12 protein-coding genes and 1 riboswitch are annotated in these 13553 nt (G+C 45.5%); all 12 genes read right to left on the bottom strand.

Annotated features, from left to right (window positions below):
* Positions 1–10: 10 nt before the first annotated feature.
* The 12 genes from nrdE to B9Y93_RS15390 all read right to left on the bottom strand — a co-directional run bounded on the left by nrdE (position 11) and on the right by B9Y93_RS15390 (position 13548).
* Positions 11–2065 carry a class 1b ribonucleoside-diphosphate reductase subunit alpha gene (gene nrdE, locus B9Y93_RS15445; protein ID WP_244903440.1) on the bottom strand — a complete coding sequence of 685 codons (2055 nt, stop codon included), beginning with the start codon at positions 2063–2065 and terminating at the stop codon, positions 11–13.
* Positions 2066–2075: 10 nt separating this feature from the next.
* Positions 2076–2456, bottom strand: a complete 381-nt coding sequence (gene nrdI / locus B9Y93_RS15440) for a class Ib ribonucleoside-diphosphate reductase assembly flavoprotein NrdI (protein WP_085495635.1) — start codon at positions 2454–2456, stop codon at positions 2076–2078.
* 165 nt (positions 2457–2621) lie between these two features.
* Positions 2622–2814: riboswitch (cobalamin riboswitch) on the bottom strand.
* Positions 2815–3157: 343 nt separating this feature from the next.
* The gene (locus B9Y93_RS15435; protein WP_097676203.1) at positions 3158–4564 is read right to left on the bottom strand and encodes an MATE family efflux transporter; all 1407 of its coding nucleotides are present in this window, start codon (positions 4562–4564) and stop codon (positions 3158–3160) included.
* Positions 4565–4627: 63 nt separating this feature from the next.
* Positions 4628–4897, bottom strand: coding sequence for a hypothetical protein (locus B9Y93_RS15430; protein WP_141097567.1), 270 nt, complete (start codon positions 4895–4897; stop codon positions 4628–4630).
* A gap of 411 nt (positions 4898–5308) precedes the next feature.
* On the bottom strand, positions 5309–6271 hold the full coding sequence (locus B9Y93_RS15425; protein WP_085495627.1) for a cation diffusion facilitator family transporter: 963 nt from the start codon (positions 6269–6271) through the stop codon (positions 5309–5311).
* 473 nt (positions 6272–6744) lie between these two features.
* On the bottom strand, positions 6745–8028 hold the full coding sequence (locus tag B9Y93_RS15420) for an ABC transporter permease (RefSeq protein ID WP_085495625.1): 1284 nt from the start codon (positions 8026–8028) through the stop codon (positions 6745–6747).
* Entirely contained in the window at positions 8021–8926 is a 906-nt protein-coding gene (locus B9Y93_RS15415; protein WP_085495623.1) for an ABC transporter ATP-binding protein, read from the bottom strand. Before B9Y93_RS15415 ends, B9Y93_RS15420 begins: the two co-directional genes overlap by 8 nt.
* A complete protein-coding gene (locus B9Y93_RS15410; RefSeq protein WP_085495621.1) occupies positions 8923–9831 on the bottom strand; it encodes an ABC transporter ATP-binding protein in 909 nt (302 codons plus the stop codon). The genes B9Y93_RS15415 and B9Y93_RS15410 overlap by 4 nt, the downstream gene beginning before the upstream one ends.
* A complete protein-coding gene (locus B9Y93_RS15405) occupies positions 9828–10235 on the bottom strand; it encodes a GntR family transcriptional regulator (protein WP_085495619.1) in 408 nt (135 codons plus the stop codon). Before B9Y93_RS15405 ends, B9Y93_RS15410 begins: the two co-directional genes overlap by 4 nt.
* A gap of 53 nt (positions 10236–10288) precedes the next feature.
* A complete protein-coding gene (locus tag B9Y93_RS15400; RefSeq protein ID WP_085495617.1) occupies positions 10289–11017 on the bottom strand; it encodes an ABC-2 transporter permease in 729 nt (242 codons plus the stop codon).
* 436 nt (positions 11018–11453) lie between these two features.
* A complete protein-coding gene (locus B9Y93_RS15395) occupies positions 11454–12626 on the bottom strand; it encodes an aminotransferase class I/II-fold pyridoxal phosphate-dependent enzyme (protein ID WP_085495615.1) in 1173 nt (390 codons plus the stop codon).
* On the bottom strand, positions 12613–13548 hold the full coding sequence (locus B9Y93_RS15390; protein WP_085495612.1) for a D-alanine--D-alanine ligase: 936 nt from the start codon (positions 13546–13548) through the stop codon (positions 12613–12615). Before B9Y93_RS15390 ends, B9Y93_RS15395 begins: the two co-directional genes overlap by 14 nt.
* Between the last annotated feature and the right edge of the window lie 5 nt (positions 13549–13553).

The raw sequence follows: 13553 nt of genomic DNA, 5'->3' as shown, positions 1-13553 counted from the left end.
AACGTCCCCCTTATACGACACAGCTTACGCATTCATCGATTGTCTTCTTTCTCGTTCTTGTATAATAGAGCGTCTTAAGCCCCTTCTTCTGTGCATAGATATAATACTTCGCCAGATCACGCGTCGTCAGGTCATCCTTCACGTACAGGATCGTCGAGATCGCTTGGTCAATATGCTCCTGCACATCCGCCACGAGGTCGATCAGGTTGAACATATCCATATCATAAGCTTCTTTATAATAGAAATAGTTCTCATCGCTCAAGAACGGCATTGGATAGATGGTCTTGGAATCGCCGTATTCGCGCTCTTCGATCCTTTGCGTAATCGGTGCAATCGAAGCCGTCGAGGACTGCAAGTAAGAGATTGACCCCGTTGGTGCAATCGCGAGACGGTAAGCATTGTACAAGCCGTGCTCAGCCACCTGCTCCTTCAGACACTTCCAATCCTCTTTTGTTGGAATCGGCAGGCCTTCAAACAGCTCCTTCACCTTATCCGTTACAGGAGAATAGTCCTTCGTCAGATAACGTTCGAAGTAATTGCCATTCGCGTATTCGCTATGCTCAAAGCCGAGGAATGTCTCCTCACGCTCCTTCGCGATCAGCATCGAACGCTCGATGGAATAATAGTTCAGCATCATGAAGAAGGCACGTACGAAATCTCTTGCTTCCTTGGATTCATAGGCAATCTTGTTTTTAGCCAAGTAGCCATGCAGGTTCATCGCACCTAAGCCTACGGAATGGAGCTCACGATTGGCCTTTGCAACCGATGGCACGATGCGAACATTGGAGCGGTCGCTGACTTCAGTCAAGGCATCCATCGCCAGATGCACCGTCTCTCTCATACGCTTGTTCTCCATCACGTTGACAATGTTAAGCGAGCCGAGGTTACAGGAGATATCGCGGTTGATGATGTCCTCTTCATCATAATCGTTGATGATGGAGACCTCACTTAGCTGCGCAATCTCGCTGCATAGATTGGAGAACTTGACGCGTCCCAATTCCTTAAGCGCATGATAGTCATTCGTATTATCCACGAACATAATATATGGGTAACCAGACTCCATCTGAGTCTGTGCAATTTTCATAATTAGGTCTCTGGCTACAATCTTCTTCTTGCGTACACGCGGGTTGTTCACGAGCTCATCATACATAGCCGTAATGTCCATATCATCCAAATGCTTGCCGTATTCCTTATACACCGTAAGTGGATAGAACAAGTACATATCCTTATCTTCTTCTACGAGGTCAAAGAATTTGTTAGGCGCAACAACACCAAGCGACAAGGTCTTGATTCGAGTCTTCTCATCACTGTTGATTTTCTTCGTATCAAGGAATTCTTGAATGTCCGCATGGAAAATGTTCAAATACACGACACCGCTGCCATCGCGCTGTCCTAGCTGATTAGCATAAGAGAACGCATCCTCGAACAGCTTCATCACCGGGAGCACGCCGCTCGCCTTGCCGTCTAGTCCTTTAATCTGCTCGTCTGCTCCACGAATCTTGCTCAGATTCAAGCTGACTCCGCCGCCGATCTTGCTCAATTGAAGAGCGGAATTAATCGAAAAGCCAATCGAGTTCATCGAATCGTCCACTTCAAGCAGGAAGCAGCTGACAAGCTCGCCGCGGCGTTTCTTGCCCGCATTCAGGAATGTTGGCGTAGCCGGTTGATATTCTTGGGTAATCAGAACATCCGCGTAGCTCATCGCCTTCTCCATATCGCCTTTTGCCAAGAACAGCGATACTACCGCGATGCGGTCCTCATAACGCTCTAGAAACTTGGAGCCATCATCTGTCTTCAGCGCATAGTTGTTGTAGAATTTGAATGCGCTCATGAAGGATGGGAATCTGAACTTCTTGCCATACACAAAATCATACAGCTTCTTAACATCAGGAAACGCGTAAAGATCGAAGGTCTCTTTCTCATAGTAATTGTGCTCAATCAAGTAATTGATCTTCTCTTCTAAGTTGTGGAAGAACACGGTGTTCTGATTCACATAATCTATGAAATAACTTCTAGCCGCCTCACGGTCTTTTTCGAACTGGAAGCTCCCGTTTTTTTGCACCATAATTTCGTTATTAAGCTGTATCCACTTTGCGATCTGTGTAGACAATCTGATCAACCCCCTGTTTGAATCTTACAACGTCTTTTTGCGTTCCGCTTAACTCGAATTTCATTAGAACAGGCACGCCGTACTGCTCAGCAATAAGGTTCGCTGCACGCCCGTAATTGTTCCCCCAATTCATATTGCCGCTAGAAGCAACAGCTAACGGCAAGCGTCCATTACGGCTCAGAAAATCTTTGGTCATCTGCGGTGTTTGTCCAAAGCCGGTCGTGTAGGTAATTAATATGTACGGCACTTCAATCTCTAGCTCTGGCGTAATCTGCGTGCACTCCATATCTAGCTTCCCTACGAATCTTTTGACGTTCCCGGTCTTTGAATCAAAGATAATACGCATAATCTCCCTCCTTAACCAGCCTGCGTACAGCAGTCCTAAGAAACTAAAACAGCCCACCTCAATGAAGGTGTGCTGTGTGTACGACGCAAAGATTCATCTGAACAAATCAAAGAACCCTCTTGCTTGCAAATGCGTCGTTTCAACCTCTCATACCCCGAAGATATGAAACCAAAAAAAAATCCGGCAGGTCTACTGACTTGTGCTTCATTCTCCTTGAACCCTTCCCATATCGATCGAAATTTACGATCCTATACAGTGGCATGTTCAATTCGTCCACACTTACAGTTGCGGGGACAGCTCTGGATTCGCACCAGATTCCCTATGAAGTCACTTGGACACCGGTTTTTTTAATATTTTATCCACAATCTATATGTTGTGTTTGTTGATGACTTGTCATTCTAGATGTAGTGATTCTAGTTTACCTTTTTTAATAATGAATAGCAAGACGTTTATATTAAATATCAAATTTTATACTTTTTCAATCGCACATCTTGGATGAATAATAGACGATACTGCCGCTATTCGAGCAAATATCAGCCCATATAGGCCATGAGCCGATCTCAAAGAAAAAAACCTTGAGCAGACCTGAAAATGGCCTCTCAAGGTTATAATTTTCATCACAATCGATATCTAGATATGGATGTTCTCAATGTTGATAACACCAAAACAAGCACACAGCCGCGAAATTGTATGGTTTGTGGCTAATAATTGTTTGCACAGCACGACATGTTTTCCTTTGTTGTTTGCGGATGACAGTGTGATTCGGGTTCTGGCGCTTTTTTCACAGCCATCCATTTCCCTCGCTTGAATTGGATAGTTAGCACAATCGCACGGAATGCGATATCAGCTCCAATCGCTATCCAAACTCCCGCTAAACCCCAACTAAGTTTTATTCCGAGGAGATAAACAAGTACAGTCCTTACAGCCCACATCCCGAAACCGGTCAGATACATCGGAAATTTTGTGTTGTTTGCACCTTGAAACGCTCCTGTTAGCACCAATAAGACCGCAAGAAACGGCTGGAAAACACCCGAGATTTTCAATGCGATCCCTATATCTTTTATTACCTGCTCATCATTTGTAAAAAAGCTGCCAGCCCAGTCCCCGAGAACGAAAAGTAGTGCACCAAGAATAGTCATCGAGCCGACTGTGAGATAGGTCGATAATTTTGCATAATGCTTAGCTTCATCAAAATTACCCGCACCGATTTGTTGGCCAACCAAAATGGTTGCTGCTGTGGCAAATCCATAACCAATCATATAGGAAAATATCTCTACATTGCCGGCAATCTGATGGGCTGCAAATGCGTTAGTTCCAAGAGCAACGATAAAACCGAAGTAAACAATCTGCCCGACACGCATTAGCAGCCTCTCGCCAGCAGCTGGTGCGCCAAGTGTCGTCAGTTCCATCAAATGAGTCTTGTCTAATCTCCAATAATCCCTTCGGAATGAAAGTGTTCCAGTCCGATTCACATAGTAGAATAACGCGATGCATCCGACCAATCTTGCAATAACCGTGGCAAGTCCTGCCCCTACTATGCCCATTCCAGGTATAAATAAAAAGCCGAAAATGAGAACGTAATCTAAAACGGCATTAACAATATTGATCACAATACTGATCTTCATAGGTGTTTTAGTATCTCCTGCTCCGCGCAGGATAGCGCTTAATACAAACATGAAACTCATAATAATTGCCGGAATCCCAACGATCCTAAAATAGAGGGCTCCTGCCTCGAGAACCTCGGCTTCAATCCCCATCAGTTTAAGAAGAGGTTCAGCGAACATTAATGTAACAATACCCATTAAAACCCCGAATATCGCTGCTAGCACAATCGATTGCTGTGATATATGCCTTGCTTTCTCTTGGAGATTCGCACCGAGAAAGTTTGCAATCCTAACATTGGCTGCTACCCCAATTGCCATAAATAGAGCAAAATAAATAGCCAATACCGCGTTGGTTACTCCAACAGCTGAAACTTCAGCAAGACCGATTTTTGACACAAAATACGTATCAATAAAGCCAAGAAGTGTCTGAAAAAAATTTTCTACGACTGCAGGAATTGCTAACATGGTAATAACTACCAAACGCGCTTTGTTTGTTTGGGGCATATTGATTTGTTCATTGATTTGTTCATTGATTTGTTCATTGATTTGTTCATGTGTATGCTTCATCTACTGGCTCCTTTTTAGAAAAAAGTGATGACCTAAAGCTCCCAGGTAAGGTTCTGGCTCAGCACCCAATATTTTATACGTTAAAATTGTTGGTTTATTAGTCACCAGGGAATCTATCTTCAGCTCGACAGTTATATCATGAACAATAATTAAATGCATAATCTTTTCATGAGCCACTTCCAACTCTGGAACATGGTTCTGATTGTCTTTAAGATTTATTAAAATAAAGTTCTCTTTATAATCGACCGAAATATTAACTTCATTCTCCATGTGGATGTGGCCTAAATAATTTCCATGACGATGAGATGTTCCATGTTTATGTTGTTCCATTTTTCTCTTAAGCTACTTTTATGATTATCTAAACGATATATAATCATTCAAAAAGAGGCTGCAAACATAATGTGATTACATAGATGGAAAAGTCATTGCATTGCCTCAAGATGGAAAAGTCATTGCATTGCCTCAAGATGGAAGTTGCCTCGTAAAGCCCAAGGGATTACGCGGAGCATATCTCGGAAAGGAAATAGTTTGGACAACATAGACGTTAAGGTGTTCAAAGTAAAAAGGCATGAGTTCTGTAAAAAACAGAACTCATGCCTCGCAAGCTGCAAGTAATGAGATATCGATAACGAGATATCGTTTCATAAAAAAAGGTATAGAACCTCTTCCGTTATTTTATCATCAGTGATGATGATGGTGGTCTCCAGATGATTCAGCTTTCATTTCACACAGAATCGAATCATCATGCTTATGTTCCGACGTTTCTAACTGAATTGTCATATGCTGAATATTTTGGTGTTCAAGGTCATGTTCGATTTTACGGAGTAATTGCTCACTTTCAGCAATCGACATTTGAACATTTACAACTGCATGGCAAGAAAGAGCATTTAATCCGCTTGTAATCGACCAAATGTGTAAGTCATGAATGCTCTGAATCCCGTTTGTATTTTTGATGGTTTGAATTACCTTATCCACATCTACATTTTGTGGTGTACCTTCCATCAGAACATGGAGTCCGGATTTTGTAACAAAGTAGCCACTTCGTAATACGAGTGCTGCGACAATGACACTTGCTAATGGATCTGCCCATCCCCAACCGAAAAATATGATAAGCAGTGCAGCAATAATAGCGCCAATTGATCCTAGCATATCGCTTATAACGTGTAAGTATGCTCCGCGCATATTCAAGTTCTCTTCTACATCTCCACCACGTAACATAATCCATGCAACAAAAATATTAACTAATAGTCCAATTGAAGCTATGATTAACATTCCCGTTGAAGCAACTTCGGGTGGGTTTTGGAAACGTTGAATGGCTTCATAGAAAATATACAGGGAAATTAATACGAGTGTTACTCCGTTAAGAACAGCTGCCAATATTTCAAAACGTTTATATCCATATGTCTTACCGTAATTAGCAGCCTTTTCTCCAAGAGTAAAAGCTACTAATGCAATACCAAGTGATACAGCGTCACTTAACATATGTCCTGCATCAGATAATAATGCAAGACTGTTAGTCATGAATCCCCCAACGGCTTCAATAAGCATGTAAAATGCGATAATAATAAAGCTTATAGTTAATGTCTTTTTATTTGCACCATGTGTATGGCCGTGTGAATGGTCATGTTGATGATTATGTCCCATTGTAAGATCCTCCTAAAATTAGTGACGTGAAGCATGCTCGATAGCTTGCTCGATCATCATTTTGAGTAATTTAAGATCACGTTCACATGAGTCCTTTTCATTCTCTGTCATGTCCTCCTCTTCTAATATTCAAACGATTATTTGATTATTATAATACATGATTATTATTAAATATTCAAATGTATATTTGAATGTTTTTTTGTTTCAGCCCAAAATATTCAAGTTCCAAGATAGGGTTTATTTTTCATCCTTTATGACACAGCCAATATTGGTTGAAGAAAATGACAGGGAAATTTCGTAGGAAATCGAGGATATAGCATGTGTTCCAAAAAGTAGTAGAGAATGAATTCCTCAATGAAAATATGTTTTACTTAGAATAAAAAAAGCCAGATAGATCAAGGCCTGATCCATCTGACTTCATTTTTAGTCTCATTTGTAAGTATTATTCACAAAATTCACAAGCTTGCTCTTCCTTAGATCTTATACGCCTTCATTGCCTTGCGGATTTCCTTCCAGGAAGGACGCTTGCCGTACATCAATACCCCGGTACGGTAGATCTTAGCCGACAGCCAGCCGCAGGCTAGGATGGAGACAATAAGAATCAATACAGATACAATGACTTCCCAAGCCGCATAATTGCCTGCCCCAATACGAAGCAGCATGGTCGTCGGCGAGAAGAATGGGAAGAAGGACGAGATCTTCACCAGCATCGAATCCGGTGCAGAGACGCTGAAAGATGCAATATAGAAGGCCGCGAGCGACAGCATCGTAATTGGCATGATCGCCTGACCAAGATCCTCGGTCCGGCTGACAATGGAGCCAACAGCCGCGAACAACGTCGCATACAGGAAGTAACCAAGAATAAAGAACACAATGCCAAGCAGCACCACATTCGGATCGATCATCGAAATATCAAAGTTGATATCCTTGAAAGCCGCTGCATTATGCGGCAGCATCAGATTGACGAAGGCTGCAAGCAGGAATACGATAATTTGGATGAGGCCTAGAATAAACATCCCGATAATCTTGCCGAACATCTGTGCAAGCGGTGATACGCTCGTAATCAGAATCTCCATAATGCGGGAGCTCTTCTCCTGTGTCACCTCAGCTGCGATCATGTTTCCTGTCATCATATTCGTCATGAAGAACAAAATGATGAGCGCGAGTACCACAAAGGTAGACACCATTTTGCGCATATCATCCGCTTCTGATACAGGCCCCTCCTCGCTGTCCTTCAAGTTGACGGTATCGAAGCGCACAGGCTGCTCAAGCTGAGCCAGTTGCTCATCGCTAAGCGCATCCTTCGCGATCCACTTCGTCTTCAGAACAGACAGCACACTCGTAATCGCGGACTGCTCTGTAAAGCCAAGGTCCTTATTTGCATAATACACGGTGCTTGGGAATGCTTCAGGAGAAGCTCCTTCTGCGGCTTCCAGCTTGATATAACCATTGATTTCCCCATTCTCAAGCTGCGTTTTCAGTTGTCCTTCCGTCGCATTCGGGTCCACAATTATTTGCAGATCCTTGTTCTCCTGCCCATTGAAAGCTTGAGACAAAGACTCGCTAATCGTCGTATAAGAACCGCTCAAAACACCAATCTTCTTTACAGGCTCATCTTTGGAAAATAAGGAAATAATATAAGGCAGATTCACACCAATCGATATCAAGACCACCAAGATTGCAGTCGTAATGATAAAGGACTTCGTCAGAAGCTTCGTACGAAGCGTGAACCCGATCACAGTCTTTAAGCTATTCATTCGACTCACCTCCAACCACCTTGATGAAGATTTCATTCAAGGTCGGCTCTTTCACTTCAAAATGCTGTATCGCCGTCTGCTTCATCGCCGTCTCCAGAATATGAGGCGCCGCTGATTCATCCGCAATGCGAATGCTGTAGCCGTCCGGAATACGCTCTACTCCGCTGACACCCGCAATGCTGTCTAGTCCCGCTACATCGCCGCTTGTGCGAAGCATAACCTTCTCGCGCGGAAACTTCGACTTCAACTCGCGAATGTTCCCTTGAATGACCGCCTGCCCTTTTTGCAAAACGGTAATGTTGCGGCACAGCTCCTCCACATGCTCCATGCGATGCGTAGAGAACAGGATGCTCGTGCCTTGGTCGCGAAGCTCCTTGACTGTCTCCTTCATCAGCTCTACATTGACAGGGTCAAGGCCACTGAATGCTTCATCCATAATGACAATCTTCGGATTATGAAGAATCGAAGCGATAAATCCGATCTTCTGCTGATTCCCTTTCGAGAGCTCCTCAATCTTCTTGCTGTAGTTCTCCGGCACTTGGAAGCGCTCCAGCCACTTTTTCAAAGAGGCATCCGCATCTTTGCGCGACATGCCGCGAAGCTGCGCCAGATAGAGCAATTGATCGCATACTTTAACCTTCGGATACAAGCCCCGCTCCTCCGGCAGATAGCCAAAGATCTTCTCTAGCTCCTTCGAATGCGGCTTGCCATAATAGGAGATTCTACCCTCATCCGGATAGATTAGTCCAAGCACCATGCGCATTGTGGTCGTCTTCCCAGCACCGTTGGCCCCAAGCAGTCCGTAGATTTCTCCCTCTTCTACCTCCAAGCTGAGCTCATTTACAGCCAGCTTATCACCATACTGCTTCACGATTTTGTCTAATTGCAGCGTCTTCATCGTGTTCGCACACTCCTCTCTTCACTCATTCGAATCATATGGATCATGACTTCATCAAGCGCTAACGCCTGCGTATTGACAACTTCTAAGCCTTCATCCTGCAGGTAAGCCTCAAGCTTCCTCGCATCATAAGCGACAGCACGCACCATTCCACGCTCTTGTCCCGCATCAGTCAAGCCTGGTGCGCCCAGCAGATCCTCCGCGATCACACCGTTGATCCAATACTCCTTCCAGTCATCAAACAACTGGTCCTTCTCCACCAATCGCAATACCTGACCTTGATGAAGAAACAGAATATAATCGGCCAGCCGCTTCACTTCTTCAATGACATGTGTCGCAATAATGACCGTATGCTTACCATCATCTAGTACGGTCTGTATGTCCTCTATCATGCTTCGCCAAGCAATCGGGTCAAGCCCCGATGACGGCTCATCCAAGAGAAGCACCTTAGGCTGATGCGACAGCGCCAGAACGATCTCGAGCTTGCGCCTCATACCCTTAGACATCTTGCTCAGCTTCGTGCTGGGCGGCACCTGATACTTGGCCGTAAGCTTGCGATAGACCTGCCAGTTCCAGTTCGGGTACCAATAGGAAGCAAATTGGGCCATCTTCTCAGCAGTAAGGCCATCATCCTCTGAATTGGGCAGCTCCGCCACATAGCCAAGCTCCTGCTTCCAAGCCACATCATTCACGGGCTCATAACGCTTGCCACCCATTCGAATCTCTCCTTGGTCCGGATGGATCAAGCCAAGCAGCAGATTGATCAGCGTGCTCTTGCCAGAGCCATTCACACCAACAATCGCTGTCACACAGCCGCTTGGCAGCTCCAGATCAATTGGGCCTACTCGAAGCTCTCCTCGCTGCTTCGCTACATGATGGAAGCTGATCGCATTGCTCTCACTCATCGCTCTCCCCCGCCTTCGTCGCTCCAGTTCTCCTGTATCACTCGGTCTACGAGTTCCTTGAATTCCTGTTTGCGAAGCTTCATCTGCAATGCAGCTTGCACGGCAATCCTTAATGCATCCTCAACGGCCTTCTCCCGGTACTGGTCCTTCTCCCCCTGCTCCACCTCAGCAACAAATGTCCCTGTTCCCTGCTTCGTGCGAAGCAAGCCTTCATTCTCAAGGTCCTGGTATACACGGCGCACCGTAATGATGCTGCACTGGAGCTGACTGGCAAATTCCCGGATGGAAGGAAGCAGTGTTCCAGTCTCAACACGTCCGCTTAAGATCAACGCCCGAAGCTGGTTCTCAATCTGAGCGTACATCGGCTCTGTGCTGTTCTCATCCACTTGTATCGGGACAAACATATTGATTACCACCTCCTGTACGCTGATCACTCTCCTCTACCAATGCTCGAACATTAGGCCAGATCCTGCTTCATTAGAAGCTTGCAGTTCGATCGATAGCCAAGCACGCTTAGAAGCACTAGTCCAATCAGAGAGATAAGAATGGTCAGTATGGCATAGTGTTCAGCAAGGAACATAATAGACAGTGTAAAATTCACCCCGCTCAGATACAGCAGAATAGACACGAGAAGATATACGGCAACAATGCCTAGAATCACGAAAAAGTAGCCCTTGCCGCTCTGTGTCCATTCAAAGCGGATATATACCATGTGCATCAACAATGAGACACACAGCAAGAAAGCAACAAAACCAGCGTACGTGATCACACTTACCGGCTGCTGATCATTCGCCAGCATAAGGATGTACAAGACACCAAAGTAAATAGATCCATTCATCAGCGTATTCATTCCGATCTGGATAAATCGCGAGGAGACGATGGTCCTCATATCAATCGGCATCGTTCGAAGCTTGCGCAGATAATTCCGATAGGAATCCGTCTCCATATACTTGAAATGTCTAGCACTGAAGATAAAGCCTAGATTCGTCACTCCAATAATGCCCATATAGTCGAGCAAAAAATGATTAAGCGGCTCGACACCCGCCTTTAGTTGAACACCATTCCAGAAGGAATAGACGCTCAAAGCGATAAACGCGTTCAAGACCAACGATGCGACAAGTCCTATCTTGGATCTCCCAAGTTCAGTCTTCGTGATCATCCAGGCCTGCTGCCACTGCGTCTTCATCACGCATCGATCCTTTCTTCTCACCTGAAGAGAGTCTTCATCGATCTCATCTACAGCCTCACTGTGCTAGTTCTAACACCACTGTGATTACTGTATATATCTATATACACAGTATATTCAGTGTGCTGCACGGTGTCAATCCTAATTTTGTCATCTTTTTCAATAACTTTTCGTGAGCACCTCAACTCGCTTGCGGACCAAGGATGTCTTCTTTCTCGCCATCCAAAAAGCAAAACAACCTCCATTCACCTTGATTAGGAATGGAGGTTGTTATGCCTTAGTTCTATGAGGGTTCTATCAGAGTTCTATGGGAAAAATACGTCTGATGCAAATCCTATCTCTTATCCGAGAACTGCATCGACTTCCTTCAAGCACTTTTTTCCTATAAACACTTGCTTCATCTAAAAACTTACTTCATCTAAAACCTATCTTGCTGCTAAACTTCTACGGTCAGCTTCACAAAGCGCGCCATCCGTTCTAGTGCAGCTTCGAGTCTGTCAAGCGATGCGGCGAATGAACAGCGTATAAATCCTTCTCCCCCGGTACCAAATACATGCCCCGGCACTACCGCCACATTGGCCTCCTTCAATAGCTTCAAGGCGAATGCTTCCGAGGACATTCCCGTACGAGCAATTGAAGGGAATGCATAGAAGGTGCCTTCAGGCTCATGACAGGATAGGCCCAGCTCGCGCAGTCCCTTTACAAACTTCGTTCTGCGCTCCTTGAAGGCTTCCTTCATGCGATCCTTCTCTTCCATTCCATGCCTCAGCGCTTCAATGGCAGCAATCTGGCTGACCGTCGGCGCACACATCGCAATGTATTGATGAATCTTCAGCATCTCAGCAAGCAATAGCTGTGGTCCACAGGCATAACCTACTCTCCAGCCAGTCATCGAGAACGCCTTCGAGAATCCGTTCAGCACAATCGTCCGTTCCTTCATGCCTGGCAGCGAAGCAATGCTGATATGACGCTGGTCATAGGTCAGCTCAGCATAGATTTCATCAGAGATTACGATCAGATTATGCGCTTTAATGACCTCTGCGATCGGAAGCCAGTCTTCATAAGACATAACTGATCCTGTAGGATTACTCGGATAATTAAGTATAAGCACCTTTGACCGGGACGTTATAACCCGGTTTAATGCATCTGCTGTCAACTTGAATTGCTGCTCGACTGATGATTCCACTTCGATTACTTTGCCGCCATGCAGCGCTGTAATCGGCGAATACGCCACATAGCTTGGGGCAGGGATAAGAATCTCATCTCCTGGCGCAATCAGCATCCGCAGCGCCAGATCCACGGCTTCACTGCTGCCGACGGTAACAAGAATCTCTCCTTCAGGATCATAACTCAATCCAAACTGACAAGACATGTAATTGGAAATCTCCTCGCGCAGCTCCATTAGCCCAGCATTCGGCGTATACTTCGTGACGCCCTCGCTCAATGCGCGCATGCCTGCTTGGCGTATATGCTCTGGCGTCTTAAAGTCAGGCTCGCCTACGCCTAGCGAGATGACATTCGCGCTGCCGCTGGCATAGTCAAAAAACTTGCGAATGCCAGAAGGCGGAATAGCACGGACATGCGGCGATATTCGATCAGCAACCGACATATTGTCCACCTCTTTCCTTCCGACGCTGTTCCAAGGAAATCGCAATAATTTGCTCCAAGAGCTCTTGGAAGGAGAGCCCTGCTGCCTGCGCACTCTTTGGCAGCAGGCTGTTCGAGGTCATGCCAGGCAGCGTATTGATCTCCAGCACATACGGGATGCCGTTCTGAATGATCATGTCCACGCGTGCATAAACACTGCAATGAAGCGCTCGGTAGCTCTTCAAGGCTGCCTCGCCAACAAGTGCGTCCAGCTCTGGCGGCAGTTGAATCACTTCTTCAATGGCACCACCATCCTCATACTTCGCTTGATAATCAAACCATGTGGATTGATTCGCGCGAATGCCAAGGTGCGGAAGCAGCTTTCCATTTAGAATCGAACAGGTAATCTCATCGCCAGCCGTGTAGCGTTCAATCATGACCGTGCTATCCATGGCGAACACCGCTTCGACGGCCTTTAGAAGCGATTCTCGATTCAAAACCACCTGTGCTCCAATGCTGGACCCTCCGGAATTCGGCTTCACAATGACAGGGTAACCAAGCTGTTCAACAGCCTCTACAGAGCATTCCTCCATGCTGTTCCAGCACAGCCAATCCGGTGTATGAACCCCTTCATAACGAAGCAGCTTCTTCGTAATATCCTTATTCATGCACATGCTGCTCGACATTACGCCGCTGCCTGTATAAGGGATGCCCATCGTCTCTAGCGCTCCCTGAATCGTTCCGTCCTCCCCAAACTTCCCGTGAAGAGCTAGCAAGGCGATATCGATCCCTTTCGTCTTCTCTACCAGCTCTTCCGTTCTTGTGATCACAACAGGAACGACCTCATATTGACTCTGATCCAGCTTCGCCATGATCTCTTTTCCTGTCATCATCGACACATTCAGTTCGGACGAAACACCGCCCATTATCACGCCAACCTTCATGGCTG

Source organism: Paenibacillus aquistagni (assembly GCF_900177815.1).
GTDB classification, from domain to species: Bacteria; Bacillota; Bacilli; order Paenibacillales; family Paenibacillaceae; genus Paenibacillus_B; species Paenibacillus_B aquistagni.
Note: the sequence above shows the minus strand (reverse complement) of the source record. Positions and strands in the feature narration are given on the sequence as shown.

What these genes read in the sequence shown, in the direction of transcription:
- nrdE (WP_244903440.1), bottom strand. Translation starts at nt 2,065, where the DNA reads ATGGTGCAAAAAAACGGGAGCTTCCAGTTCGAAAAAGACCGTGAGGCG.
- nrdI (WP_085495635.1), bottom strand. Translation starts at nt 2,456, where the DNA reads ATGCGTATTATCTTTGATTCAAAGACCGGGAACGTCAAAAGATTCGTA.
- B9Y93_RS15435 (WP_097676203.1), bottom strand. Translation starts at nt 4,564, where the DNA reads ATGCCCCAAACAAACAAAGCGCGTTTGGTAGTTATTACCATGTTAGCA.
- B9Y93_RS15430 (WP_141097567.1), bottom strand. Translation starts at nt 4,897, where the DNA reads ATGGAGAATGAAGTTAATATTTCGGTCGATTATAAAGAGAACTTTATT.
- B9Y93_RS15425 (WP_085495627.1), bottom strand. Translation starts at nt 6,271, where the DNA reads ATGGGACATAATCATCAACATGACCATTCACACGGCCATACACATGGT.
- B9Y93_RS15420 (WP_085495625.1), bottom strand. Translation starts at nt 8,028, where the DNA reads ATGAATAGCTTAAAGACTGTGATCGGGTTCACGCTTCGTACGAAGCTT.
- B9Y93_RS15415 (WP_085495623.1), bottom strand. Translation starts at nt 8,926, where the DNA reads ATGAAGACGCTGCAATTAGACAAAATCGTGAAGCAGTATGGTGATAAG.
- B9Y93_RS15410 (WP_085495621.1), bottom strand. Translation starts at nt 9,831, where the DNA reads ATGAGTGAGAGCAATGCGATCAGCTTCCATCATGTAGCGAAGCAGCGA.
- B9Y93_RS15405 (WP_085495619.1), bottom strand. Translation starts at nt 10,235, where the DNA reads ATGTTTGTCCCGATACAAGTGGATGAGAACAGCACAGAGCCGATGTAC.
- B9Y93_RS15400 (WP_085495617.1), bottom strand. Translation starts at nt 11,017, where the DNA reads ATGAAGACGCAGTGGCAGCAGGCCTGGATGATCACGAAGACTGAACTT.
- B9Y93_RS15395 (WP_085495615.1), bottom strand. Translation starts at nt 12,626, where the DNA reads ATGTCGGTTGCTGATCGAATATCGCCGCATGTCCGTGCTATTCCGCCT.
- B9Y93_RS15390 (WP_085495612.1), bottom strand. Translation starts at nt 13,548, where the DNA reads ATGAAGGTTGGCGTGATAATGGGCGGTGTTTCGTCCGAACTGAATGTG.